Annotated in this window: 27 protein-coding genes and 1 tRNA gene; 7 read left to right on the forward strand and 21 right to left on the reverse strand. The window is 57.8% G+C overall.

The window, feature by feature from the left end:
- Both ACM110_RS28950 and ACM110_RS28955 read left to right on the forward strand, forming a co-directional pair.
- The coding region (locus ACM110_RS28950) for an RHS repeat-associated core domain-containing protein (RefSeq protein WP_416130486.1) at window positions 1-912 on the forward strand (912 nt) is incomplete at its 5' end.
- Window positions 909-1,301 carry a hypothetical protein gene (locus ACM110_RS28955; protein ID WP_416130487.1) on the forward strand — a complete coding sequence of 131 codons (393 nt, stop codon included), beginning with the start codon at window positions 909-911 and terminating at the stop codon, window positions 1,299-1,301. The genes ACM110_RS28950 and ACM110_RS28955, both read left to right, overlap by 4 nt.
- 567 nt (window positions 1,302-1,868) lie before the next feature.
- Here the strand turns inward: ACM110_RS28955 and ACM110_RS28960 are convergent.
- The 8 genes from ACM110_RS28960 to ACM110_RS28995 all read right to left on the reverse strand — a co-directional run bounded on the left by ACM110_RS28960 (window position 1,869) and on the right by ACM110_RS28995 (window position 4,795).
- Window positions 1,869-2,081 carry a hypothetical protein gene (locus tag ACM110_RS28960; RefSeq protein ID WP_416130488.1) on the reverse strand — a complete coding sequence of 71 codons (213 nt, stop codon included), beginning with the start codon at window positions 2,079-2,081 and terminating at the stop codon, window positions 1,869-1,871.
- Window positions 2,082-2,188: 107 nt separating this feature from the next.
- Window positions 2,189-2,383 (reverse strand): hypothetical protein, encoded by a 195-nt coding sequence (locus tag ACM110_RS28965; RefSeq protein ID WP_416130489.1) that lies wholly within the window; start codon window positions 2,381-2,383, stop codon window positions 2,189-2,191.
- 40 nt (window positions 2,384-2,423) lie between these two features.
- The gene (locus ACM110_RS28970) at window positions 2,424-2,873 is read right to left on the reverse strand and encodes a glycine zipper domain-containing protein (RefSeq protein WP_416130490.1); all 450 of its coding nucleotides are present in this window, start codon (window positions 2,871-2,873) and stop codon (window positions 2,424-2,426) included.
- Between the two features lie 108 nt (window positions 2,874-2,981).
- The gene (locus ACM110_RS28975) at window positions 2,982-3,350 is read right to left on the reverse strand and encodes a hypothetical protein (RefSeq protein WP_034150136.1); all 369 of its coding nucleotides are present in this window, start codon (window positions 3,348-3,350) and stop codon (window positions 2,982-2,984) included.
- 312 nt (window positions 3,351-3,662) lie between these two features.
- The gene (locus ACM110_RS28980) at window positions 3,663-3,851 is read right to left on the reverse strand and encodes a hypothetical protein (RefSeq protein ID WP_416130491.1); all 189 of its coding nucleotides are present in this window, start codon (window positions 3,849-3,851) and stop codon (window positions 3,663-3,665) included.
- Window positions 3,852-3,997: 146 nt separating this feature from the next.
- Complete coding sequence (locus tag ACM110_RS28985) at window positions 3,998-4,318, reverse strand: YbjQ family protein (protein ID WP_416130492.1); 321 nt, start codon at window positions 4,316-4,318, stop codon at window positions 3,998-4,000.
- A 143-nt stretch (window positions 4,319-4,461) separates the two neighbouring features.
- Window positions 4,462-4,551 (reverse strand) — tRNA-Ser (locus tag ACM110_RS28990).
- 85 nt (window positions 4,552-4,636) lie between these two features.
- The gene (locus ACM110_RS28995) at window positions 4,637-4,795 is read right to left on the reverse strand and encodes a hypothetical protein (RefSeq protein WP_416130493.1); all 159 of its coding nucleotides are present in this window, start codon (window positions 4,793-4,795) and stop codon (window positions 4,637-4,639) included.
- A 64-nt stretch (window positions 4,796-4,859) separates the two neighbouring features.
- Between ACM110_RS28995 and ACM110_RS29000 the strand changes: the two genes are divergently transcribed.
- From ACM110_RS29000 to ACM110_RS29010, 3 genes are all read left to right on the forward strand, one after another.
- Complete coding sequence (locus ACM110_RS29000; RefSeq protein ID WP_416130494.1) at window positions 4,860-5,549, forward strand: crotonase/enoyl-CoA hydratase family protein; 690 nt, start codon at window positions 4,860-4,862, stop codon at window positions 5,547-5,549.
- Between the two features lie 214 nt (window positions 5,550-5,763).
- Complete coding sequence (locus ACM110_RS29005; protein ID WP_416130495.1) at window positions 5,764-6,486, forward strand: lysophospholipid acyltransferase family protein; 723 nt, start codon at window positions 5,764-5,766, stop codon at window positions 6,484-6,486.
- A 146-nt stretch (window positions 6,487-6,632) separates the two neighbouring features.
- Entirely contained in the window at window positions 6,633-7,604 is a 972-nt protein-coding gene (locus ACM110_RS29010; protein ID WP_338585503.1) for a magnesium and cobalt transport protein CorA, read from the forward strand.
- An 88-nt stretch (window positions 7,605-7,692) separates the two neighbouring features.
- On the opposite strand, the gene ACM110_RS29015 is transcribed toward ACM110_RS29010, so the two are convergent.
- The 3 genes from ACM110_RS29015 to ACM110_RS29025 all read right to left on the reverse strand — a co-directional run bounded on the left by ACM110_RS29015 (window position 7,693) and on the right by ACM110_RS29025 (window position 11,885).
- The gene (locus tag ACM110_RS29015; protein WP_416130496.1) at window positions 7,693-8,415 is read right to left on the reverse strand and encodes an amidotransferase; all 723 of its coding nucleotides are present in this window, start codon (window positions 8,413-8,415) and stop codon (window positions 7,693-7,695) included.
- Between the two features lie 95 nt (window positions 8,416-8,510).
- The gene (locus ACM110_RS29020) at window positions 8,511-10,655 is read right to left on the reverse strand and encodes a 3-hydroxyacyl-CoA dehydrogenase NAD-binding domain-containing protein (RefSeq protein WP_416130497.1); all 2,145 of its coding nucleotides are present in this window, start codon (window positions 10,653-10,655) and stop codon (window positions 8,511-8,513) included.
- Between the two features lie 24 nt (window positions 10,656-10,679).
- Entirely contained in the window at window positions 10,680-11,885 is a 1,206-nt protein-coding gene (locus ACM110_RS29025; RefSeq protein ID WP_416130498.1) for an acetyl-CoA C-acetyltransferase, read from the reverse strand.
- A 600-nt stretch (window positions 11,886-12,485) separates the two neighbouring features.
- Here ACM110_RS29025 and ACM110_RS29030 point away from each other — a divergent pair.
- Window positions 12,486-13,307, forward strand: coding sequence for a c-type cytochrome (locus ACM110_RS29030; protein ID WP_416130499.1), 822 nt, complete (start codon window positions 12,486-12,488; stop codon window positions 13,305-13,307).
- 109 nt (window positions 13,308-13,416) lie between these two features.
- Here the strand turns inward: ACM110_RS29030 and ACM110_RS29035 are convergent, their stop codons facing one another.
- The 10 genes from ACM110_RS29035 to ACM110_RS29080 form a co-directional block, all read right to left on the reverse strand.
- Window positions 13,417-14,226, reverse strand: coding sequence for a transglutaminase family protein (locus ACM110_RS29035; protein WP_338585497.1), 810 nt, complete (start codon window positions 14,224-14,226; stop codon window positions 13,417-13,419).
- Complete coding sequence (locus ACM110_RS29040; protein ID WP_175390617.1) at window positions 14,223-15,173, reverse strand: alpha-E domain-containing protein; 951 nt, start codon at window positions 15,171-15,173, stop codon at window positions 14,223-14,225. The genes ACM110_RS29035 and ACM110_RS29040 overlap by 4 nt, the downstream gene beginning before the upstream one ends.
- A 12-nt stretch (window positions 15,174-15,185) precedes the next feature.
- Window positions 15,186-16,595: a circularly permuted type 2 ATP-grasp protein gene (locus ACM110_RS29045; protein ID WP_338585495.1), complete on the reverse strand. Its 1,410-nt coding sequence runs from the start codon at window positions 16,593-16,595 to the stop codon at window positions 15,186-15,188.
- 477 nt (window positions 16,596-17,072) lie between these two features.
- Window positions 17,073-17,417 (reverse strand): ribonuclease E inhibitor RraB, encoded by a 345-nt coding sequence (locus tag ACM110_RS29050; RefSeq protein WP_338585494.1) that lies wholly within the window; start codon window positions 17,415-17,417, stop codon window positions 17,073-17,075.
- A gap of 212 nt (window positions 17,418-17,629) precedes the next feature.
- Entirely contained in the window at window positions 17,630-17,863 is a 234-nt protein-coding gene (locus tag ACM110_RS29055) for a hypothetical protein (protein ID WP_338585493.1), read from the reverse strand.
- Window positions 17,864-18,106: 243 nt separating this feature from the next.
- Window positions 18,107-18,982, reverse strand: coding sequence for a polyamine aminopropyltransferase (speE, locus tag ACM110_RS29060; protein ID WP_338585492.1), 876 nt, complete (start codon window positions 18,980-18,982; stop codon window positions 18,107-18,109).
- A gap of 261 nt (window positions 18,983-19,243) precedes the next feature.
- A complete protein-coding gene (locus ACM110_RS29065; RefSeq protein WP_223487614.1) occupies window positions 19,244-19,435 on the reverse strand; it encodes a PLDc N-terminal domain-containing protein in 192 nt (63 codons plus the stop codon).
- Between the two features lie 82 nt (window positions 19,436-19,517).
- Complete coding sequence (locus tag ACM110_RS29070) at window positions 19,518-20,048, reverse strand: hypothetical protein (protein ID WP_416130500.1); 531 nt, start codon at window positions 20,046-20,048, stop codon at window positions 19,518-19,520.
- A 156-nt stretch (window positions 20,049-20,204) separates the two neighbouring features.
- Window positions 20,205-20,723 carry an ankyrin repeat domain-containing protein gene (locus ACM110_RS29075; RefSeq protein ID WP_338585489.1) on the reverse strand — a complete coding sequence of 173 codons (519 nt, stop codon included), beginning with the start codon at window positions 20,721-20,723 and terminating at the stop codon, window positions 20,205-20,207.
- A gap of 112 nt (window positions 20,724-20,835) precedes the next feature.
- Window positions 20,836-22,662: a long-chain-acyl-CoA synthetase gene (locus ACM110_RS29080; RefSeq protein WP_416130501.1), complete on the reverse strand. Its 1,827-nt coding sequence runs from the start codon at window positions 22,660-22,662 to the stop codon at window positions 20,836-20,838.
- 356 nt (window positions 22,663-23,018) lie between these two features.
- On the opposite strand from ACM110_RS29080, the gene ACM110_RS29085 reads away from it, so the two are divergent.
- Window positions 23,019-23,294, forward strand: coding sequence for a DUF3509 domain-containing protein (locus ACM110_RS29085; protein WP_416130502.1), 276 nt, complete (start codon window positions 23,019-23,021; stop codon window positions 23,292-23,294).
- Window positions 23,295-23,335: the final 41 nt, after the last annotated feature.

Raw genomic sequence — 23,335 nt, forward strand, 5'->3', positions numbered from 1 at the left:
AGCCCCAACCACTACCGCAGCTACCTCTACGAACCGGGCAGTTTCCGCCCGCTGGCCCTGCTCGACGGCAAAGGCCCAAGAAAAGCCTGTCCGTTTTATTACCAACTCGACCACCTCGGCACCCCGCTGGAACTCACCGACTACGGCGGCGAAATCGTCTGGTCAGCGAAATACACCGCGTACGGCAAAGTCAGCCAAATCACCCACGGCGGCGGCGAACAGCTTGAGCAGCCATTGCGCTTCCAGGGCCAGTACTTCGACGCCGAAAGCGGCTTGCACTACAACCGCCATCGCTATTACCACCCGGATACCGGACGTTACCTGACGCCGGATCCGGTGAAGCTGGCGGGAGGACTGAACCAGTATCAGTACACGCCGAATCCGACGGGGTGGGTGGATCCGTTGGGGTTAAGTGGGAATTGTCCGGGGGCGAATAAGCCGGGTTGCTCGGCGCCGGATGGGGTTGCTGGCGCTAAGGTTGATGATGGAGAGCCCAATGCGCCCTCTCCATCCCCAAAAAATCGTTACTTGTATCGGGGAGACTCACGAGAGTCTTGGGAGATTTTTGAAGCCGGATTTGAACCTTTAGGAGAGAGTATGGATATCTTTTTACACGCACGGGATAACCGAAACCCTCCAAGCTTTTTTGTCAGTACCTCCACCTCCGAAACGGAGGCTATAAAATTTGCAACCGGTCACGGGTTTGAAGACGGGTTCGTTTATGCAATAAAAAATATTCGTGGGATAGATGTAAACAAAAAGCTCGGCGTTCTTTCACCTCACAAGAGAGAGGTTGAAATTGCTATGCCGGGAGGGGTAGAGAGCAAAGATATTCTCGGCGTCACCCCTGTACGTGCCGATGGCAGCTACGAAGGTTATTCAATCCCAAACCCGCATAGGAAGTGGCCATGAAAACAATAGAAATACCGACAACAACCCATGGGATAAGACAGAGGGCTGTGATCGAATGCGACCGACAAAAGCGAACGCTAACCTTCGTTATGGAAAATGGCTTACGCAGAACTTACACAGCTCAAGATCTGTATGAGTGCCTCGGGCTCTTACGAGCCGACTTTCCAGAAACAAAATTCTTATGCAAGGGAGCCAAACTCAACGTTCATCCATCGAGAATGTCATCACAAATGTCTGCCGGGTTAGTGGCCTATGAGCTTCATCTTGGAAGACCAAGCGAGTCGGAGGATTCGATTAACATTTTCGACTATGAAGAAGCAGACATCACAAATGATATTCAGCAACAAAGGGATTTCTACCAATGCTGGATTAACTCTTTGAAGCAATAAGCAGAATGTGCGTGAGCTGCGGCTAGCGCCCTAACATGGGTGCTAGAGGTCGAGTTACGCCCCCCTACAACACTAAAAAAGCCCAGCAACAGCCGGGCTCGAAAAACTCATAATCCATATCAAACTAACCACCCGTCTTTCCGTCTGCACTCCCCGAAGTCCCACCACTCCCCTCCGAACTACCTGATCCTCCAGACCCACTCCCAGAGCCGCTCCCCATCGAACTCCCACCACTCATGGATCCACTTCCTGACCCCGGGCTGGTGCTGCTCCCGTTTGCATCACCACCATTCCCACCACCAATCGACCCAGGAGGCAATGCGTTATCGGACCCAGAGCCCGCATTCATTTCAGTAGACGGCGGCATCCCGCCCTTATCGACGGGTGCGTCGCTGCCGGAATACGCCGCAAATGAACTCAGCGACAACAATCCGGCCACCGTCAAAGCAGTCAATGTTGACCTGTTCATGACGAGTCTCCTTTAAAAGTTGCTTACCTGACTTCTGGCAGCAGTCACTTTTCAAGGGTGCCGCTCAATCGACGAGCGGCAGTTCGACACAGGGCGATTCAACTGGGTTCGCCGGAGCAATCCTTGCCGGCTATATCCGGATCTTCCGGGGTTGCCTCAACATCAGTACGCTTCACGTCGTCGTTGGGAACCTGCTCGACACCCGCATCGTCGTCAGGTGGACGTTGGTCTCGACTCAAGGGGTCAGTCGGTGAAGGCAACGGATATTCCGGGGTATCGTCAATGTCAGAGTCTTTCGGGTCAGCATTCATCGTGCACCTCTCAAAGAGCCTGAAAGGCAGGCCCTGATCTTTCGAGAAAGGTGCAACGTGGGGGTTCGATCAGGAAGACAACCGGTTAACTCACCCAGGAAATTCAATCAGCCGTCTTCTCCGTCTACGTCCTCATCCTCTTCTTCAAACTCAAGGTTTCCGACATCACCTGCATCATCGGAATCGTTGAGCGGCACTGTCGCGTCATCCATCAAGGAACCCGGGTCTTCATTGCCGGGATCGTTGATGAATGGCAGCCCGCTCGGACCTTTTTGTTCCTTGCCTTCGGTTTCCGGGGTCATGGTGTACCTCACTTAGCCAGGATGTATAACTGCAACAGAATCAGTGATGTTTGTTTTTATGCTTGTTCTTGTGTTTATGACCGCCACCGGAATGGGAGCTACCGTTGTCGCTTCCCAAATTGTTGCCGACTGCACCACCCGCCGCCCCACCGAGGCCTGCACCAATAGTCGAACCCGTGGAGCCACCGAGGCTATTGCCGATCACGGAGCCACCCGCCGAGCCCAGGCCACCGCCCACCGCCGCTTCTGTGCGGCTGCCCTTGGGCGCGCCAACCGCGCTACCGGCCGCACCGCCGACACCAGCGCCAATCGCCGCACCTGTGCTGCCACCCATTTGTCCACCGACCACGTTACCCAGCGCGCCGCCCAGACCACCGCCGACCGCCGCAGTACCGTCGCCGGCCGCCATGGCCAATTGAGAGAGGAACAATCCAAAAACAAATGCTGGGAACGTCAAACGTCGAGCAGTTGCATTGGTTTTCGGGCTCATGGCATGTCTCACTTCTTCAGGGGTATGCAAGATTTGAGGCGATGCCCCGAGAAACGTTCAACAACGAAAAAGCCCGGCATTTAGCCGGGCTCTTCTAAATCAATCTGATCAGTGACGCTTGTGACCTTTGGCCAGGTTGCTGCCGACGCCGCCGCCCAGTGCGCCACCCAGGCCTGCACCAATAGTCGAGCCGGTCTTGCCGCCCAGGCTGTTGCCGATCACCGAACCACCGGCAGCGCCAACGCCACCGCCGATGGCAGCGCTGGTACGGTGGCCTTTTTTGGCAGCAACGGCACTGCCTGCTGCGCCAGCTACACCAGCACCAATGGCTGCACCGGTGCTGCCGCCCATGCTCTGGCCCACAACGTTACCCAGCGCACCGCCCAAACCGCCACCAATGGCGGCAGTGCCGTCGCCAGCCATTGCACCTTGTGCAACCAGAAGACCCAGAACCAGAGCAGGCAGTGTGAAACGCATGACAAAAACCTCAAAAAATAGGGGTGTAAACAAAAGGGGCGAGATTGAATGCTTTAGAGGAGAAAAAGTCCAGACATGCGCGCGCTCAACCTCGTTGTTGGCGACGGTTGGACAGCGTTTATGGAAAAGGTTTTATCGCAGGCAAAAAAAAGCCCGCTGGGGAACGGGCAGGGTGTTGCTTCTAACGGATGAGTTGAGCCTACGCAGGGCCTTGTGAAAACTTTGTGAAATTCATTTGGGTTAAATATTCATTCACATAATCCATCGCGCACAAAAAACCCCGTTCGATGACGGGGTTCGATTGCAGGTCCATTACTTCTTGACCGGGGCCGATACCTTGGGAAGGAATTTCCCCTTCAGCACCCGGCACGCCCGGGTCTTGATCTTGTCGACCTCGGTCTGATCCTCGCCGAAACTCGCCACATATTCAGTCTGGCCGCACTGCACGTAATTGTTGATCGGAAACTCTGCGCCGTCGTCCTCGATATACGGATCAGCCATCTCATCACCCCTCTCAAAAACGGGATCGACACCGGCAAGCCCTATTTGCCCGAAATAATATCGATCACCAAGGATTTTGAGACTAGCCGGTCATTACTGGACTTGCCGTTCGGATTATCCAAAGCCCGACGAATGGACCCATAGGATCAGCGCAACTTGACCGCCGTCCCGGTCACAAATACCACCACCATCCCGCCCTTGCCGGCAGGCATGCTGATCTCGAAATCGAGGCCCACCACCGCGTCCGCCTGAAGTGCTCGCGCCCGTTCCTTGATCTCGTCAGTGGCCTGCTCACGCGCTTCCTTCAACGCACGCTCCAGCGTCTGCGAACGCCCACCGAAAATATCCCGCATCCCGGCGAACATATCGCGGATGACGTTGACCCCCTGCACCGACTCGGCGCTGACGATGTCCAGATAAGCCGTAATCTGACGGCCTTCGACCGAATGGGTTGTGGTCGTGATCATTGGATTTCCTTGTTTTTCAGAAAGTGAGCCCGTGCATTAAACACCGGGCGCCATAAACATGCAGTCGCCCAGGAATTTCAAGCACCAGAAACAACAAAACCCCTGGCTTCTTTCGAAACCAGGGGTTTTGTTTACATCGAATTTGGCGGTGAAGGAGAGATTCGAACTCTCGATACAGTTTCCTGTATACACACTTTCCAGGCGTGCTCCTTAAGCCACTCGGACACTTCACCGTATCTCTTCAAACATGTTCTGTCTGTCGAGGCGCGCTAATGTAGTCGAAAGCTTTTCTGATGGCAAACATTTTTTTCAGAATTTTCATGCGGTTAACGCGATTAGCAGAATGCCCTTGCTCAAGGACATGGCAAACCGGCCAATCTCCGGCTTCGCGCCGGCTTCTATATAGAGGGCAATTCGCCGCTGGCGTGGCGAGCTACGCTTGCCGGGCAGGGAAAGGGTGACTGGCGGGTCAGTCACGGCGCTTTACCTGGCCTGTGGCGGTGGGTAACTTCTGCCCAACTTTATTGAAAGGAATAGCGTCATGAGTGAGTTGATTTCCTACCATCTCGAAGACGGTATCGCGACCCTGACCTTGAGCAACGGCAAGGTCAATGCCATTTCTCCAGATGTGATTTCGGCGTTTAACGCTGCGCTGGATCAGGCGGTCACTGATCGTGCAGTGGTGATCATTACCGGTACGCCTGGGATTCTCTCGGGCGGGTACGATTTGAAAGTGATGACCTCCGGCCCGAAAGAAGCCGTGGCGCTGGTCACGTCCGGCTCGACGCTGGCCCGTCGCCTGTTGTCGCATCCGTTCCCGGTGATTGTCGCTTGCCCCGGCCATGCCGTGGCCAAGGGCGCGTTTCTGCTGTTGTCGGCCGACTACCGCATCGGTGTCGACGGCCCGTTCAGCATCGGTCTGAACGAAGTGCAGATCGGCATGACGATGCACCACGCCGGTATCGAGCTGGCCCGTGATCGCCTGCGCAAGTCGGCATTCCACCGTTCGGTGATCAATGGCGAGATGTTTAACCCGCAAAGCGCGGTGGATGCCGGTTTCCTCGACGTGGTGGTTTCGGCCGAAGAGCTGCAAGGTGCAGCCTTGGCAGCGGCGCGTCAGTTGAAGAAGATCAACATGACCGCTCACAAGAACACCAAGCTGAAAGTCCGCAAAGCGTTGCTGGATACCCTGGACAACGCAATCATCCAGGATCAGGAGCATTTGGGTTAAGCCCAAAGCTACGCTAGTGAGAAGCCCGACCGTCGTGTCGGGCTTTTTCGTACGTACGGCGATGAAAAGCCTGCAACCGCTCTAGAACGCGTCTGACCCCTCAGTCGGAAACATGTGCTTAAACATCGGCTATCTCCCGCCTCTTTAGTGGCAATTGCCGAAAACAGTGCACATCCGTACACTGCGCCACCTTTTGTCCCGGTGGGGCCTGAAAATGCTCTTCGCTTTACGTATGTCATTGATGGGCCTGCACTTTATTTTGGCAGGTGTGCTGGGTGTGATTCTCGGCGTCTGTCGCCCGTTCAATCCGGACAACAGTCGTTTGTGCGCACGCCTCTACGCATGGCCGGCGATGTGCATTTTGCGTTTGCGCGTGAAGGCCGATGTCGGGCCGTTAATGGATAAACCCGACAGCTGCGTGATCATCGCCAACCACCAATCCAACTACGATTTGTTTGTATTCGGCAACGTCGTGCCCCGCCGCACCGTGTGCATCGGCAAGAAGAGCCTGAAGTGGGTGCCACTGTTCGGTCAGTTGTTCTGGCTCGCCGGTAACGTGTTGATTGACCGGGGGAACGCGCAGAAGGCCCGTCAGTCGATGTTGACCACCACCCATACCCTGCAAAACGAAGACACCTCGATCTGGGTGTTCCCGGAAGGCACGCGCAATCTGGGCGAAGAGTTGTTGCCGTTCAAGAAAGGTGCTTTCCAGATGGCCATCGCAGCAGGCGTGCCGATCGTGCCGGTGTGTGTCAGCAGTTACGTCAAACACATGCGATTGAACCGCTGGCGCAGTGGGAAAATTCTGATTCGCTCGTTGCCGGCGATTCCTACTGTGGGCCTAAGCCTCGATGACATGCCGATGCTGATTGCCCAATGCCGCGAACAGATGCGTGAATGCATCGCTTCAATGGACCGGCAACTGCAAGCCGCTTGAAAGAAACCCGCCCTGTGCGGGTTTTCTTTTGCCAGTGAACTGCGCAGATTTCACTGACTCTCAAGCAGCAGAGAAGGCTAAGCTGAACACTGCCTGCCACGGCCATTTGCCAATTCGAAGCTGCCAATAAGAAGTGAACCAAGATTATGGGTAGAGTTGTTGCTGCTGCGGTTTACAGCGCTGGAAAGAAAGTCACCAATATCACCCTCGACGAAGGCGCGGCCTGGGCGGCAAAGCCTGGCCACTTTGTCTGGATCGGCCTCGAAGAGCCGAATGCAGAGGAACTGTTCAATCTGCAACGACAGTTCAACCTGCATGAACTGGCCATTGAAGACGCCCTGGAAAAACACAGCCGGCCAAAGCTTGAAACCTTCGGCGATGCGCTGTTCATCGTCACGTATTCGCCAATACGCGAAGACGGCAAACTCAAGTTCATCGAAACCCATATTTTTGCCGGTAACGGCTACATCATTACCGCACGCAACGGTCATTCGGCGTCCTACGCCTACGTTCGCCAGCGCTGTGAGGCACGTCCGCTGTTGCTGGAGCACGGGGAAGATTTCGTACTCTATGCCATCCTCGATTTCGTGATCGAGAACTACCAGCCCATGGGTGAAGCGATCCACGCCGAAATCGACGAGCTGGAACGCAACGTCATGTGCGGCTCCCTGAATGAACGCGACATTCAAAAACTCCACAGCCTGCGCCGCGATGTCTTGCGCTTGCGTCGATTTGCAGCGCCCATGGTGGAAATCGGCGAGGAACTGCAAAAGCTCAGTTTTCCGTTCATCGACAAGAACATGCGCCCGTATTTCCGCGATGTGCAGATTCATGTGACGAGGCAAATGGAAGACCTGACGACCCTGGCCGATATCGCCAGCCAGACCATCGAGGTCGGGGTGTTGCTGGAGGCGTCACGTCAGAGCGTGGTGCAGCGCAAATTTGCCGCGTGGGCGGCGATTCTGGCGTTTCCGACGGCGGTGGCGGGGATTTATGGGATGAACTTCCAGAACATGCCCGAGCTGACCTGGCATTACGGGTATTTCGCGGTGCTGGGGTTTATTACGGTGGGCTGTGTGGGTTTGTGGGCGAGTTTCAAGAAGTCGGGTTGGCTTTAAATCCCAGCGATTGTTTCGCACTCGATCGCGGGCAAGCCACGCTCCCACAGGTATTGCGATATGCCCGTGGGAGTGAGGTGTTAGCTGATTAAACGGTTTCTGGCTTGTGCGCCACAAACCGCATCATCCACTCGGCCACCGTGGTCCCGTGGTGCTCACTGCCCAAGCTGGCGATGCCTTTCGAGTAGATCTGTTCACCGAGCACTTGCTGACGAATTTCCAGCAAGGCACGGGAATAGTCATGGATGAATTCCGGGTGGCCCTGGAAGCACAGAACCTGATCGTTGATGTGGTACGCGGCGAACGGACAGAAATCGCTGGAGGCAATGACCGTGGCGTTTTCCGGCAGCGCCGTAACCTGATCCTGGTGGCTGATCAACAGGGTCAGCTCTTCGCGCACCGGGCTCATCCACGGCGCCTTGGCCGCGAGTTTGTAACTGTGAGTGCCGACGCCCCAGCCCTGGGTCGCCCGCTCGCTCTTGCCGCCCAGCAACAGCGCCAACAACTGATGGCCGAAACACACGCCCAGCAGCTTGTCGCCACGCTCGTAGCGGGTCAGCAGATATTTCCTGAGAGTTTCGATCCACGGGTCAGTACCGAAGGAATCGGCCTTGCTGCCGGTGACCAGGTAGGCGTCGAAGGTCAGGTCATCGCTTGGATAGTCACCCTGCACGACATTGTAAATGGTGAATTCAGCGGCGATGGGTTGCTGCGAAAACAGGTGCTTGAACATCTGCCCGTAGCCCTGATATTGGTCGACCAATTCCGGACGCAGGTTGTCGGTTTCCAGAATGCAGATGCGTAACGACATAAAAAATACCTGACACGTGATGGGAATAATGCACACCCCAGAGCCTGCCTTGAAACACGGTATCAAGGCAAGCCCCACGGTGCGTCAGTTGTCCCTTAGAACGCCTCCCCTTTGGCAGCCTTCTCCAACAGCAGCGCCGGTGGCGCGAAGCGCTCGCCGTATTGCCCAGCCAGATACTGGGCGCGGGCGACGAAGTCCTTGACCCCGTACTGATTGATGAACTGCAGCGCACCGCCGGTCCAGGCGGCGAAGCCGATGCCGAAGATCGAACCGACGTTGGCATCCGCCGTCGAGGTCAGCACGCCCTCCTCCACGCAGCGCACGGTTTCGATGGCTTGCACGAACAGCAGGCGATCACGCACATCATTTGCCGAGATCTGTCCGTCAGCCTTTTCAAAGCGGGTTTTCAGTTCCGGCCATAAATGCTTTTGACCGCCGGCCGGGTATTCGTAGAAACCACCTCCGGCAGCCTTGCCCGGACGCTTGTATTCGTTGAGCAACAAGTCAATCACGGCAAACGCCGGGTGCTCAATCAGCGGTTTCCCTTCTGCCTGAAGGTCTTTGGCGGTTTGCTGGCGGATATGGCTCATCAGGCTGAGGGAAACTTCGTCAGAGATTGCCAGAGGCCCGACAGGCATACCGGCCTTGCGCGCTTCGGTCTCGATCATCGGCGCACTCACGCCTTCGCCCAACATGGCGATGCCTTCGTTGGTGAACGTGCCGAACACCCGCGACGTGAAGAAACCACGGCTGTCGTTGACCACAATCGGGGTTTTCTTGATTTGCAGGACGAAGTCGAACCCGCGAGCCAGGGTTTCATCGCTGGTATTGGCGCCCTTGATGATTTCCACCAACGGCATTTTTTCCACGGGGCTGAAGAAATGCAGGCCGATGAATTTGCTTTGGTCCGGTACGGCCGACGCCAGTCCGCTGATCGGTAGTGTCGAAGTATTGGAGGCGATCACCGCGTCCGCGCCGACTATTTTTTGCGCTGCCAAAGAGACCTTGGCCTTCAGTTCACGGTCTTCAAACACCGCTTCAATGATCAGGTCGCAGCCCGCCAGGTCGGCATCGTTTTCAGTGGGATGAATGCGTGCGAGCACGGCTTCTCGCTGCTCAATGCTCATTTGGCCGCGAGCGACTTGCTTGTCCAATAGCGCCGCCGAGTGCGCCTTGCCCTTCTCGGCTGCCGCGAGATTGACGTCCTTGAGCACCACGTCGATATCGGCCGAAGCACTGACAAACGCGATGCCCGCGCCCATCATCCCGGCACCGAGCACGCCGACTTTCTTCGTCACATGAGGTGCGAAGCTCTGAGGGCGAGAACCACCGGCATTGATTTCGTTGAGCTGGAACCAGAAGGTGCCGATCAGGTTTTTCGAGACCTGGCCGGTGGTCAATTCGGTGAAGTAGCGGGTTTCGATCAAGTGCGCGGTGTCGAAATCAACCTGTGCCCCCTCGACCGCCGCACACAGGATTTTCTCGGGAGCAGGCATCGTGCCTTGGGTTTTACTGCGCAGGATGGCCGGCGCAATCGCCAGCATTTGTGCAACTTTCGGATTCGATGGCGTGCCACCGGGAATCTGATAGCCCTTCACATCCCAACGCTGCACAGCCGTCGGATTGGCAATAATCCACGCTCGCGCCTTGGCCAGCAGCTCATCACGATCCACCGCCAGTTCGTCGATCAATCCCGCCTGCAACGCCTGCTGTGGCCGAACTTTCTTGCCTTCGAGCAAGTACGGCAGGGCTTTTTCGAGGCCGAGCATGCGCACCATGCGCACCACTCCGCCGCCGCCCGGCAACAGGCCAAGGGTCACTTCCGGCAGGCCGAGTTGCACCGACGGATTGTCCAGCGCCACCCGGTGATGGCAGGCCAGACAGATTTCCCAGCCGCCGCCGAGGGCCGCGCCGTTGATCGCCGCGACCACCGGTTTGCCGAGGGTTTCCAGGGTACGCAGTTGCCCCTTGAGGGTCAGCACCATGTCGTAAAAGGCTTTGGCTTCGGGTTTGCCGACCTTGATCAGCTCATTGAGGTCGCCGCCGGCGAAGAAGGTTTTCTTGGCCGAGGTGATGACGACGCCAGCGATGCTGTCCTTGTCGGCTACAAGACGGGCGACACAGTCAGCCATGGCCTCGCGGTACACCGCGTTCATGGTGTTGGCGCTCTGGCCCGGCATGTCGATGGTCAGGACGACGATCTGGTCCTGGCCTTTTTCGTAACGAATGGCTTGGCTCATAAACAGGTTCCTTGAAGTCCGGGCTCAGAGGCGTTCGATGATGGTGGCAATGCCCATGCCGCCGCCGACACACAAGGTCGCGAGGCCATAGCGCAGGCGCCGGTTTTCCAGTTCATCGAGCAGGGTGCCGAGAATCGCGCAACCGGTCGCGCCCAGCGGGTGGCCCATGGCGATGGAGCCGCCGTTGACGTTGACCTTTGTCGGGTCGACGGCCATGTCCTTGATGAACTTCAACACCACGGAAGCGAAAGCCTCGTTGACTTCGAACAGGTCGATGTCTTCGACCCGCAGCCCGGCCTTGGCCAATGCTTTGCGGGTGGCCGGCGCGGGGCCGGTGAGCATGATGGTCGGGTCAGTGCTGGTCACCGCCGTAGCGACGATTCGTGCCCGTGGTTGCAGGCCCAGCGCCCGGCCCTTGGCTTCCGAGCCGATCAGCATTAACGCCGCGCCGTCGACGATCCCGGAACTGTTGCCGGGGGTGTGGACATGGTTGATCCGCTCGACATGGCTGTAGACCCGCAGCGCAGTGGCGTCGAAACCCATTTGCCCGATCATTTCAAAACTCGGCTTGAGCTTGCCCAGGCCTTCCAGGGTCGATTCGGCGCGAATGAACTCATCGTGATCGAGCAGGATGATGCCGTTCTGATCCTGTACCGGCACCAGCGACTTGTTGAACGAACCGTCGGCTCGCGCCCGTGCGGCTTTTTGTTGCGAGTGCAACGCGTAGGCATCGACGTCCTGACGGCTGAAGCCTTCGAGCGTGGCGATCAGGTCGGCGCCCACGCCTTGCGGCGTGAAATGGCTGTGCAGATTGGTTTCCGGGTCCAGCGCCCATGCCCCGCCGTCGCTACCCATAGGCACTCGTGACATGGACTCGACGCCGCCGACCACCACCAGGTCTTCGAAACCGGAGCGGACTTTCATCGCGCCAAGGTTCACCGCCTCCAGCCCCGATGCGCAGAAACGATTGATCTGCACCCCGGCGACGCTGACATCCCAATCGGCCACCTGAGTCGCCGTTTTGGCGATGTCCGAGCCTTGATCGCCGATGGGCGTTACGCAGCCGAGCACAACGTCATCGACCTGGCTGGTATCGAGGGCGGTTCGCTGTTGCAGCGCCGTGAGCAGCCCCGCCACCAGGTTCACCGGTTTGACGCTGTGCAAGGCGCCATCGGCCTTGCCTTTGCCACGGGGCGTGCGTAATGCGTCGAAAATCAAAGCTTGGGTCATGACGTCCTCGAACCGCAGTGCAGGTGGGTAAAAACACTGCCCTCACTCTTGGGCCAGAGCGCAATGGATTCAATGACCGCAGCGCTCATCGGCGTTGACGGACACGCTCAGACGGACGGTCATCTACGGCCCGGTGAACCGGTTCAGGACACGCAGGTGTCTAGCAAAAGGCCGCCCAAGAAGCTGGCAATAGGCCTCATGCCTTTTTAATAGCATCCTGCGAGAGCACCATACTAAATGGATCTAAACCAAGCGTGACGCGGGCTCTAAGGTGAAGGTGTACGAAGTTGTCGTCGGGTTTTGCCGAGGCGCTCGTCCTACAGGAAGTGCAACGTTTGCCGTCATGGAGATGGGCAGGCAGGCATCAGGAAATAACAAAAAGAAGGCGGTCAGCCATGTTCAAACAATCGAAAGTTCGTCAAGCCGGACTCATTCTATTCGCCACCACACTGTTGTTGATTTTGCCGAACCTGACCAAGGTGATCGGCTAGTCGGTCCATAAAATACGGTTCCAGGGATTTAAATCGCCACGTTAAAAATGTGACTGGCTCGCTACCCGGGCCAGCGTGGCTGTGCCAACCTTTACGGCACTTCCACGACATGGACGGCGATTATTTGAAAACGCTCATTCTGTTTGGGGCCTTGCTGCTCGGCACGCCCCTTTATGCCGCACAGCTGAACCTTGAGCTGGGCGCGAGCAGTCGCACCTGGCAGACCGAGGAGTTGCTCCAGCACCCTCAGATCCAGACCATCACCATTGCCAATGACGTTTCCTACAAACGGGACATGAGCTACCGCGCCGTGCCCCTGGCCGCACTGTTGACCGGCATTCAGCCCGACGATCACCTGCAAGCCGTGGCGCTTGATGGTTTTGCCGCCGAATTGTCGGCTTCGCCACTGCTCAACACCCAGGGCGCACGCGCCTGGCTGGCCATCGAAGACCCGGCCAAGCCCTGGCCGCCGCTGTCAGAGGGTAAACACAGCGCCGGGCCGTTTTATCTGGTCTGGACCGATCCACGGGCAGGCAACATCAGTCCGGAACAATGGCCGTTCGAAGTCGCCAGCATCAAACGCATGGCGCCGGTGGCCGCGCGCTTCCCTGCCCTGCTGCCCGATCCTGCATTGAAAGCCGATGACCCGGTGAACAAGGGGTTTGCGCTGTTCCAGAAGAACTGCCTGGCGTGCCATCGGTTGAACGGTGCCGGGGATTCACAGTTCGGGCCGGACCTGAATATTCCGTACAACCCGACCGAGTACTTCGGCACGGATTTCCTCAAGCGCTACATTCGCGATCCGCAGAGTTTGCGCCAGTGGCCGCAGGCGAAGATGCCAGGGTTCTCGGCTGAAGTGCTGCCGGAGGAGGATCTGGGGATGTTGGTGGGGTATTTGAAGCATATGGTTGGGCGCAAGGTTAAGCCCTGACACGGGATTCCCTGGAGCTGCCGCAGGCTGCGATCTTTTGATTTTGATATTAAAAAAAAGATCAAAAGATCGCAGCCTGCGGCAGCTCCTACAGGGGTGATCAGTCAGATTACTGCTGCTGCACTGAAATCACCGGCGCCGGCGTCGGGGTCACGAAGACCTTGGCGTGCATCTGTTCACACCCGCCACCCCGGCGCATGCCCCGTACCGGGCAGGCATCCAGGTAATCCAGACCCACCGCCAACTTCAGATGTCGCTCGGGCCGCGCGAGCTCATTGGTCACGTCGAAGCTGTACCAGGCGTCGTCCAGCCAGGCTTCAGCCCAGGCATGACTGGCCAGGTGTTCGCTGTTCTCGCTATACAGATACCCCGACACGTAACGCGCCGGAATGCCCAAGCTGCGGGCGCAAGCGAGGAACGCGTGAGTGTGGTCCTGGCACACACCCGAACGCCCGGCGAAAGCCTGCGCAGCGCTGGTATCCACTTCGGTGGCCCCCGGCGTATAGGTCATGTGCTGGTTCAGGCCGTGCATCAAGTCGATCAACGCGGTGCGATCGCGACGCTGCTTGCACTCCTTCTCGGCGAATGCGCGCAGTGCAGCGTCGGCTTCGGTCAGGCGAGTGAAGCGCAGGAACGGCAATGACGACTGGCTCTCGTGTTCGGCTTCGCGCAATTCATCAATGTCGACCTGGCCACGGGCGCCGATGATGATCGCCTCGTGCGGCTCGTCCATGGTCAGCACATGCAGGATGTTGCCGAACGGATCGAGTTGCGCGCGCACCGGGCGCGGCAAGTCGAGCTGCCAGCTGAGCACGTGTTGGCGCTCGCTGTCGTGGGGTGTCAGTCGCAGGTACTGGATGCTCGCCCGCACCTGATCTTCGTAGTGATAGGTGGTCTCGTGGCTAATGGAAAGTCTCATGCAGCCTCCAGGTATGAACTGTGAATCGCGTTGCCCAACTGGCGCACCAGCGGGATGAACTCGGTCAGCCAGGCGTGCAGGCCTTCGTCGAGAATTTCGTTGATGCCGGTGTAGCGCAGGCGTGCGTCCATTTCCGCCGCCAAGCGTTGCGCCGGTCGGCCGTTGGCGCCCGGCAATTGCGCAAGGATCTGGTCGATTTCTTCGGTGCAGGCGCGCAGGGAGCGCGGCACATCAGCGCGAAGCAGCAGCAATTCCGCCACATGCCGTGCGCCGGGGGCGTCACGGTAGATTTCGGTGTAGGCCTCGAAGGATGAGAGCGCTCGCAGCAAGGCACTCCATTGGTAATAGGCGTGAGCCGTTCCATCGCTGACGGCTTCGGCCTGATCGCCGGCCATTTCGTAGCGGGCATCGAGCAGACGCAACGTGTTGTCGGCTCTTTCGATGAACGTCCCGAGGCGAATGAAGCGGAAGGCGTCGTTACGCATGATGGTGCCGTAGGAGGCGCCACGGAACAGGTGCGAACGTTCCTTGATCCACTCGCAGAAACGGCTCATGCCGTAGCGGCTGAGGCCTTGTTCGGCGATGCCGCGAATTTCCAGCCAGGTGGCGTTGATGTTTTCCCACATGTCGGCAGTGATTCGCCCCCGCACCGCGTGGGCACTGGCCCGCGCCGCACCGAGGCAGCTGTAGATACTCGCCGGGTTGGCCGCGTCCAGGGCGAAGAAATGCAACAGCCGTTCGGCATGCAGTTCGCCGTGGCGTTCGAGGTAATCATCCAGGGTGCCGGTGATCAAAAGCGGCATCGCCAGTTCATGCAGGCCGTTACCGCGGCCATCCTGTGGCATCAGCGACAGCGAGTAACTGATGTCGAGCATCCGCGCGAGGTTTTCCGCCCGCTCCAGGTAACGCGACATCCAATACAAATCCGAGGCAGTTCTACTTAGCATGACAGGCTTCCTTCAATCCTCGACCACCCAGGTGTCCTTGGTTCCGCCGCCCTGGGAGGAGTTCACCACCAGGGAGCCTTCGCGCAGGGCGACACGGGTCAAACCGCCGGGCACGACCCGGGTTTCGCGGCCAGACAATACAAATGGACGCAGGTCGATATGGCGCGGCGCGATGCCGTTTTCGACAAAAGTCGGACAGGTCGACAGCGACAGCGTCGGTTGCGCGATGTAGGCATGGGGCTTGGCGATGATCCGCGCACGGAACGCTTCGATTTCCGCCGCCGTCGCCGCCGGCCCCACCAACATGCCGTAGCCGCCGGAGCCTTGGGTTTCCTTGACCACCAGTTCCGGCAGATTGGCCAGCACGTGGGAAAGTTCAGAAGGATTGCGACACTGCCACGTGGGAACGTTCTGGAGGATCGGCTCTTCATCCAGATAGAAACGGATCATGTCGGTGACGAACGGATACACCGACTTGTCGTCCGCCACACCTGTGCCAATGGCATTGGCCAGCACCACGTTGCCAGAGCGGTAAGACGACAGCAGCCCTGGCACACCGAGCATCGAATCCGGGTTGAACGCCAACGGATCGAGGAACGCATCATCAAGACGCCGGTAGATCACATCGACGGCTTTCGGCCCGTCAGTGGTGCGCATGAAGACCTTGTCGTCACGCACGAACAGGTCCGCGCCTTCGACCAGTTCCACACCCATTTCCCGCGCCAGAAACGCATGTTCAAAGAACGCACTGTTGAAACGCCCCGGCGTCAGCACCACTACGCTGGGGTTGTCGATAGGGCTGGAGCTTTTCAGGGTATCGAGCAACAAGTTCGGATAGTGGTCGATGGGAGCGATGCGCTGCGCCGCGAACAACTCGGGGAACAAACGCATCATCATCTTGCGGTCTTCGAGCATGTAGCTGACGCCGCTCGGTGTGCGCAGGTTGTCTTCGAGCACGTAGTACGTGCCGTCGCCGTCGCGCACCAGATCGACGCCGGAGATGTGCGAGTAAATATCGCGGTGCAAATCCAGCCCTTGCATCGCCAACTGATATTGCTCGTTGGCCAGCACCTGTTCGGCGGGAATGATCCCGGCCTTGATGATGCGTTGTTCGTGGTAGAGGTCGGCGAGGAACATGTTCAACGCCTTGACTCGCTGGATGCAGCCGCGTTCGACCACGCGCCATTCACTGGCGGGGATGCTGCGCGGGATGGTGTCGAAGGGAATCAGGCGCTCTGTCCCCTGCTCATCACCGTAGAGCGTGAACGTAATCCCGGCGCGATGAAATAACAGATCGGCCTCGCGTCGCCGTTGTGCCAAAAGCTCGTCAGGCGTTTCGGCCAGCCAACGGGCAAACTCCCGATAATGCGGGCGGACCTGGCCGCCGGCATCGTACATCTCATCAAAATAGGTGCGGATCATGCCGTACTCCTTGTCACCCGGACATACAGACCTTCGCAAGGCCCGTGCCATCGGCATAAACGCTTTGATTTCAATCGGTTGAATAATCAATACACACGCACCGCACCAATCCTGTGCGGCAAACGCCCCAACCTGATCGCCCCCGCTTCATTGCAAGGCAATGTTGTTGCCTATCACCAGCATAGTCAGAGTTGATTTCACTGCCCGGTTAACGCTGGGGATAATCCGTTCATTCGCTGAAAAGCTGACCGAACTTCCCTTTTAGCCGCCCGTTTTGGGCGGTTTTTTTTGTCTTCGCGAAATATCGGGAAATAAAGCAACGTCAAAAGATCGCAGCCTGCGGCAGCTCCTACAGGTTGTACGCCATTCAAATGTAGGAGCTGCCGCAGGCTGCGATCTTTTGATTTTCAGCATCCACAAACGAAAACGGCCAACCCGAAGGTCAGCCGTTATTGACGATTGTTACTGTTCATAAGTTTATGCGAGTCGCCCTCGTACCTCCTGTTTGACACCCCAGCCTTCAATGATGCCGCCCAATGGCTCGACCACCGCTTCGAAACCCTGTTCGAAATCGCCGATGTCATCGTAAGTGGCGTACATCACTTTGCTCAGTTCCAGCGCCCAGGCGCCGTCGTCGCGTACGCTGATTTGCGCATTCAGGGATTCACCATGATGGAATTGACGTGCCGCCCTGCGTGCCCGCTCCTCGTCCGGGAAAATGGCGTAGAACTCGATGGGATGGAATCGTGAAAAGTCAAAACCGCCTTCTTTCATGCGGCGCAGCACGCTGCTGCTGATGTCTTCTTGATAGGCTGTGCTCATGAAACGTCCTCCTCAAACTGATGGATAGACTTTCCGTACTCCCTGCGCGCGCAACCCAAGGTCGCGGGCGTTCGGCAACCGATGTGCCGACGGGAAACAAGCATGGAGCTGACAAGACCAGACCTTAGCGATCCATTCGCTGATCTCGATTGCAGAGTAGCCCCAAGATAGAGCCGCTGCCAAGGTCTGGTTGTGAATGTGACAGGAGGTGTTCAGATTGGCGTGATGCTGCGGATTTGTATGCTGTTCTGGGTTTTGAGGTTTTTGACGCCGGCATCGGCGGTTCGCCCTTCCAGATCGTTCAGATCCAGTTTTGCGGCGACAGGAAGGAGTCGTTCCTTGATAAGTTTGGCGGCCTGCTCATGACTCGGGCATTCCTCACACTCGAAGACTTCGTCGATGGTTTCACCGTGATCATCCACGAAAGTGACTTTCCACTTTGACATCAGAGCCTCCTCGATCAAACCCGCAAATGGGCTTACCTCTATCTCGACCTGATTAGCTGGCTAATCGTTCCGCTGGATCAAGGTGGTCAAGAAGAAAGAAAACTGTAGCAGCTGGCGCAGCCTGCGTCCGGCTGCGAAGCAGCCGTAACACGGGGCACGCGGTCTCATTGCAAGACCGCGCTGGTTGATTCACGACTGCTGCGCAGCCGGACGCAGGCTGCGCCAGCTGCTACCGATTGCTGATCAGTCGTTGCTTGGCTTGCCCACAGCTTGCAGCACGTACTGCGGCAAGGCGAAGGCGCCGATGTGGATTTCCGGGTTGTAGTAGCGAGTGACGATGCCGCTGCCGGCGAAGCGCTGTTGCAGGGTTTCGCGGGACAGCTTGCGATAAGCGGTATTGGTTGCGCCCCAGGCGAAGGTCATCGATCCGCCGATGTAGGTCGGCACAGCGGCCTGATAGAAGTGCCAGTCCGGGAACAGGCTGCGCAGGCGACCGGCGGTGGTCTTCACTTCTTCGATCTGCATGAACGGTGTGCCGTTCTGGGTCACCAGAATGCCGCCTTCATTCAGGCAGCGGCGGCAGGCCTGGTAGAAATTTTCCGAAAACAGCACTTCGCCCGGACCGATCGGGTCGGTGGAGTCGGAAATGATCACGTCGAACTTTTCCGTGGTGGTGGCGACGAAACGCATGCCGTCGTCGATCACCAGGTTCAGGCGTGGATCATCGAACGCACCTTTGGAGTGGTTCGGCAGGAATTCCTTGCACATGTCGACCACGGTGCCGTCGATCTCGACCATGGTGATGTGCTCGATGCTGCGGTGCTTGGCCACTTCACGCAGCATGCCGCCATCGCCGCCACCAATGATCAGCACGCGCTTGGCGGTGCCGTGGGCCAGGATCGGCACGTGGGTGAGCATTTCGTGGTAGATGAATTCGTCGGCTTCGGTGGTCTGGATCACACCGTCCAGCGCCATGACCCGGCCCATGCGCGGGTTTTCGAAAATCACCAGGTGCTGGTGTTCGGTGCGCACTTCGTGCAGCAGTTTTTCCATGCGAAAACGCTGGCCGTAGCCTTCGTAGAGGGTTTCCAGGTAATCGCTGGCGGGGATGTTGCTCATGGGAAGTGCTCCGATGAATGCGGTGGCAACGGACGGTTACCCGCCCATGAAGGCCAATCGATCAGCTCGATTGCCCGGGAAAGGCGCGCATTCTACGTCGCGGAACATGACAGGTCGAACCTCACTTCATCGGCTTGCCACAATCCCTGTGGGAGCGGGCTTGCCCGCGCAGATATCGCCGCGGTGTCCCAGACAAACCCCAGCGTCTGCCTCCCGGGCAAGCCCGCTCCCACAGGATCGGCGTTGTTTGCAGGAAATCGGTCAGATCCGCACATTCCCACGCGGCCCGGCGATCGCCCAGATGATCAGGCCCAGAACCGGCAGCAGCAGGATCAACAGCACCCAGAGGATTTTCATCCCGGTTTCGGCGCCACTTTTCAGCACATTGATGATTGCCCAGATGTCGAGGGCAAGAATGATCAGGCCTACAAGGCTGTTGAACGTGGAACCCATGGTGACGCTCCCGAAGAGTGGTATGCACCCTTAGGATAGTCGGCCATGGCGAGGGTTCCTTTTTATTGACAGCTTTACGGTCTCAGACGTGGATTGCCACTTTCAAGGCTTCCAGGGCAGGCGCGGCAGCAATACCGACTTCGGCACACAGCTCAAGCACACGCGGCACGTCGTTGCCGAAGACCAGAACCATTTGCAGTTCGTCATCCAGCAACTGGCTGAAATTCATCAACGTGTAACCGCCGTTTTCCTTGTTCAGGCTGCTCATTTGCACCTGAATGCGATTGAGTGCGGTCAGGGCTTCGGTCTTGGCCAGTTGCTTGGGCTTGAGGTTGAACTCTACGCCCGGGCCGAACGAGTCGACGATCTGCGCAAACAGGTCCATGTAAGTGTCGGCCTGGAACAGCACGGTTTCCGGCAGGCTGCCGACGACCACCCACTCACCCAGCGGGATCGGGAAAGTGTCGTCGTAGTTGATGTCCGGATTGGCCGTCAGAAAAGCCGCAGGATCCGCGTAAGCCTGGGACGCTTCGTCAGCGACTTTCCGGATTTCGTCATCGCTCATGCACCCGGAGCTGATTTTGCTGATGAGTTCGACGAGTGCGGCTTTCATGGGGCGGATCCTGTAGCGAGGGAATTTTAAGGGCGCGAAGGATAACGCAAGGATAGATTCAAGTGCCCAAAAAAGATCGCAGCCTTCGGCAGCTCCTACGGGTGTACGCCATCCCAATGTAGGAGCTGCCGAAGGCTGCGATCTTTTAAAAACCAATCAGCCCAGCAGTTTTTCCAGTTGCGCGATGGTATCGGCAGCACCCAAGGTCTTGGCGGCATCCAGTGCGGTAACGCCATTGGCGTCCTTGGCTTTCGGGTCGGCGCCCTTGCTGATCAGGTAGTCGACGACGTCGACGCGGTTGAACATCGCCGCCATCATCAGCGCCGTGCGGCCATCGAAGGACGAACCTTCCACCTGCGCGCCGCCTTCCACCAATGCCTTTATCACCGCCAGGTCACCCTTGAACGCGGCGCCGGCAATCGGGCTCTGGCCATTGTCGTTGCGGATTTCCGGATCGGCCTTGTGTTCAAGCAGGACTTTCACGGTGTCCACATGGCCGTGGTAGGCGGCCAGCATCAGCAAGGTGTCGCCCTTGTGATTGCGCAGGTTCGGCGGCAGGCCTTTGCTCAGCAGTGCAGCCATCATGGCCGCATCGCCCTCGCGTGCCTTGTTGAAAACCTGTTCGGCAAATTCGGCAGCTTCTTCGGGGGTCATCTGGCGGCTTTTGTCGGACATTGGGCACTCCATTTTCTGTCGTTCGTAAAAGCCGACAGTTTCCCGAGCGGCTCAGGCACTGTCACTTGTTTTTTCTGATGCACCGCCATAGCGACATTCAATAGCAGCACTTTCAATAGCGATGTTTGCCACCCTGAATGTCCGTCAGCACCTGCTCGGTGACCTGCACATAAGTGTCAGTGCCCGGCAGCCAGGCGTAGATCGGATCGTCACCGGTCCTGCACGGGTCGAAGGCTTCGTCCTTGAGGCGGGTCTTCTGGTATTTGAATGTCCCGGTGGTTTCCATCTTCACTTTCACCCGCAGAAACAGCGGCACCGCATACGCCGGCATCTGTTGCCGCACGAACGCCAGCAGTTCGCTGAAATCCAGGGTCGCCAGGGATTCGGCGGGCGTGATTGCCGCCATCCCGGCCCGGCCGTTGGTGTTGCGGATTTCCACGCCATAGGCCACGGCTTCGGAAATATGCGGATGTTTCAGGAGGATGTTCTCGACTTCGGTGGTCGAGACGTTTTCACCTTTCCAACGATAAGTGTCGCCCAGTCGGTCGACAAACTGCGCGTGCCCGAAACCGATGTTGCGCAGCAGGTCGCCGGTATTGAAGTAACGGTCGCCCTTCTCGAACACATCATGCAGGACGACTTTTGCGGTTTTCTGCGGGTCGGTGTAGCCATCCAGCGGGGCCTTGTCGTCGATTTTCGCCAGCAATAAGCCCTGCTCGCCCTTGTCGACCTTGCGCATGAAGCCATTGGCTTGGCGGGTCGGCGCGCCACTGTCGTGGTCGTACGCCGCCAACTCCCAGGACATCAGGGAAAAACCGACCGTGTTGTCGAAATTCAGAATGTTGGTGAAGCCGATGTTGCCGTCACTGGCGGCATACAGTTCGCAGATGTGGTTGACGCCAAAACGCGTTTTGAACTCGTTCCACGCGCCGGGACGCAAGCCGTTGCCGATCATCTTGGTCACGCCGTGCTGGCTGTCGTCGGCACTGGGCGGTTGATCGACCAGGTAACGACACAACTCGCCGACGTAGCCGAGGGTGGTCGCGCGGTATTTGCGCACGTCACTCCAGAACTGGCTGGCGCTGAACTTGCGGCGGATGGCGAAACCCGAAGCGCCGCTGATGGCCGAACCCCAGCACACGCACAGGCCGGTGGCGTGATACAGCGGCAAGGTGCAATAGACGACGTCCTCGGGGCGCATGTCCAGCGCGATCATCCCGAAGCTGGCTGAGCTGCGCATCCAGCGCCCGTGCTTGAACACGCCGGCCTTGGGCAACCCGGTGGTGCCCGAGGTGTAGATATAGAAACAAGGGTCGTCGAAGAACACCTGCCGGCTGCTGGCGGGATTCTCGCTGTCGGCATCGATACTGGCCGTCATCAAGTTAATGAACCCGGTTGGGGCGATGCCCGGATGGTTCCAGGTGTCTTGATCGGCGACAAACCAGGTCCGCGCCGCCTCGATCGCTACGCGCTCGCGCACGGCCAGAAATGCCGGGACGAGCTCTTCGCCAACGACAATGGCGGCCGGCGCTACAAGGTTCAGGCTATGAGCCAGGGTGTCGCGGGTCTGCGAAGTATTGAGCAAGGCACTGATCGCGCCGACCTTGGCCACCGCCAGTATCGTCACCAGCAGTTCCGGGCGGTTCTCGATAAACACCGCCACCACATCACCCTTGCCGATGCCTTGGTCGATCAGGTGATGGGCGATGCGATTGGCCCACTGGTTGACCTGTGCATAAGTGAGCGAAACCTCGCCGTGCAGCAAGGCCGGGCCGTCAGGGTTGCGCAAGGTTGCTTGTTCGAAACTCCAGCCCAGGCCACACGTTTGGGTCGGGTCCTTGACGTTGGCGACCTTCATTCCCTTCACCACCCGTGGCAGGGCTTTGGCAATGGAAGGCAGCTTGCGGAGCATCATGCCCCAGGTAATCGTGTCGCTCATGGTTGCTCCCGTTCGATCTTTTTATTGTCGGGCGGCGCTGTTTGAAGCCCGAAAATACGTCAACGGTTCTTGAGCTGTACACGCGGTTTTTGAAATGTTTTGTATCCGCGATCTTCATCCGCGGCAGTAGTTGAATATCGTGAGCGCAAGTACACCGAATGGTTCCATCGAATCGCCGACGACCACGCAAAATGCAGGATGCACGATGGCCATTCTTGCAAATTGCACGAAAGTGAAAATAACCTGTAACTGTAAGATACTGTTTTTAAAGGAGATTATTAAAAATAAGATACTGGCACAATCACTGCAACCCTCTGTGCATGCTTGCCATTCAAGTCATCACGGAGCTGAAAGACATGAGCCTGATCCAGGAAAAATTTTCGTCCCTGTTCTCCAACTTTGAAGTCATCACCCAGGCCCGTCCTGACGGCGGAATTCTGCTGACGCTGCGCGGTGGAGGCAGAGAGTTCAAACGCTCGATTTCCTACCAGCAGCTTCACAACGGCGATCAACTGTCGTGGGTCATCAGCGCGATTCGCCGTGACCTTGCGGAACAGGCCAGCGAATTGCCGCAGATTTCCATGTTGCAGAGCCAGCAACGGTTTGCGTTGCCGACTTATCATTCGCTGTAAGCACTAAACACTGTAGGAGCCGAGCTTGCTCCGGGCGGCGT

It is taken from the genome of Pseudomonas sp. NFX98 (assembly GCF_047784845.1).
Taxonomy (GTDB): Bacteria; Pseudomonadota; Gammaproteobacteria; order Pseudomonadales; family Pseudomonadaceae; genus Aquipseudomonas.

Excerpts from the sequence above, each read along its gene's own strand:
- ACM110_RS28955 (WP_416130487.1), top strand. The coding sequence starts at position 909 with ATGAAAACAATAGAAATACCGACAACAACCCATGGGATAAGACAGAGG.
- ACM110_RS28960 (WP_416130488.1), bottom strand. The coding sequence starts at position 2,081 with ATGAATGCTGACCCGAAAGACTCTGACATTGACGATACCCCGGAATAT.
- ACM110_RS28965 (WP_416130489.1), bottom strand. The coding sequence starts at position 2,383 with ATGACCCCGGAAACCGAAGGCAAGGAACAAAAAGGTCCGAGCGGGCTG.
- ACM110_RS28970 (WP_416130490.1), bottom strand. The coding sequence starts at position 2,873 with ATGAGCCCGAAAACCAATGCAACTGCTCGACGTTTGACGTTCCCAGCA.
- ACM110_RS28975 (WP_034150136.1), bottom strand. The coding sequence starts at position 3,350 with ATGCGTTTCACACTGCCTGCTCTGGTTCTGGGTCTTCTGGTTGCACAA.
- ACM110_RS28980 (WP_416130491.1), bottom strand. The coding sequence starts at position 3,851 with ATGGCTGATCCGTATATCGAGGACGACGGCGCAGAGTTTCCGATCAAC.
- ACM110_RS28985 (WP_416130492.1), bottom strand. The coding sequence starts at position 4,318 with ATGATCACGACCACAACCCATTCGGTCGAAGGCCGTCAGATTACGGCT.
- ACM110_RS29000 (WP_416130494.1), top strand. The coding sequence starts at position 4,860 with ATGAGTGAGTTGATTTCCTACCATCTCGAAGACGGTATCGCGACCCTG.
- ACM110_RS29005 (WP_416130495.1), top strand. The coding sequence starts at position 5,764 with ATGCTCTTCGCTTTACGTATGTCATTGATGGGCCTGCACTTTATTTTG.
- ACM110_RS29010 (WP_338585503.1), top strand. The coding sequence starts at position 6,633 with ATGGGTAGAGTTGTTGCTGCTGCGGTTTACAGCGCTGGAAAGAAAGTC.
- ACM110_RS29015 (WP_416130496.1), bottom strand. The coding sequence starts at position 8,415 with ATGTCGTTACGCATCTGCATTCTGGAAACCGACAACCTGCGTCCGGAA.
- ACM110_RS29020 (WP_416130497.1), bottom strand. The coding sequence starts at position 10,655 with ATGAGCCAAGCCATTCGTTACGAAAAAGGCCAGGACCAGATCGTCGTC.
- ACM110_RS29025 (WP_416130498.1), bottom strand. The coding sequence starts at position 11,885 with ATGACCCAAGCTTTGATTTTCGACGCATTACGCACGCCCCGTGGCAAA.
- ACM110_RS29030 (WP_416130499.1), top strand. The coding sequence starts at position 12,486 with ATGGACGGCGATTATTTGAAAACGCTCATTCTGTTTGGGGCCTTGCTG.
- ACM110_RS29035 (WP_338585497.1), bottom strand. The coding sequence starts at position 14,226 with ATGAGACTTTCCATTAGCCACGAGACCACCTATCACTACGAAGATCAG.
- ACM110_RS29040 (WP_175390617.1), bottom strand. The coding sequence starts at position 15,173 with ATGCTAAGTAGAACTGCCTCGGATTTGTATTGGATGTCGCGTTACCTG.
- ACM110_RS29045 (WP_338585495.1), bottom strand. The coding sequence starts at position 16,595 with ATGATCCGCACCTATTTTGATGAGATGTACGATGCCGGCGGCCAGGTC.
- ACM110_RS29050 (WP_338585494.1), bottom strand. The coding sequence starts at position 17,417 with ATGAGCACAGCCTATCAAGAAGACATCAGCAGCAGCGTGCTGCGCCGC.
- ACM110_RS29055 (WP_338585493.1), bottom strand. The coding sequence starts at position 17,863 with ATGTCAAAGTGGAAAGTCACTTTCGTGGATGATCACGGTGAAACCATC.
- speE (WP_338585492.1), bottom strand. The coding sequence starts at position 18,982 with ATGAGCAACATCCCCGCCAGCGATTACCTGGAAACCCTCTACGAAGGC.
- ACM110_RS29065 (WP_223487614.1), bottom strand. The coding sequence starts at position 19,435 with ATGGGTTCCACGTTCAACAGCCTTGTAGGCCTGATCATTCTTGCCCTC.
- ACM110_RS29070 (WP_416130500.1), bottom strand. The coding sequence starts at position 20,048 with ATGAAAGCCGCACTCGTCGAACTCATCAGCAAAATCAGCTCCGGGTGC.
- ACM110_RS29075 (WP_338585489.1), bottom strand. The coding sequence starts at position 20,723 with ATGTCCGACAAAAGCCGCCAGATGACCCCCGAAGAAGCTGCCGAATTT.
- ACM110_RS29080 (WP_416130501.1), bottom strand. The coding sequence starts at position 22,662 with ATGAGCGACACGATTACCTGGGGCATGATGCTCCGCAAGCTGCCTTCC.
- ACM110_RS29085 (WP_416130502.1), top strand. The coding sequence starts at position 23,019 with ATGAGCCTGATCCAGGAAAAATTTTCGTCCCTGTTCTCCAACTTTGAA.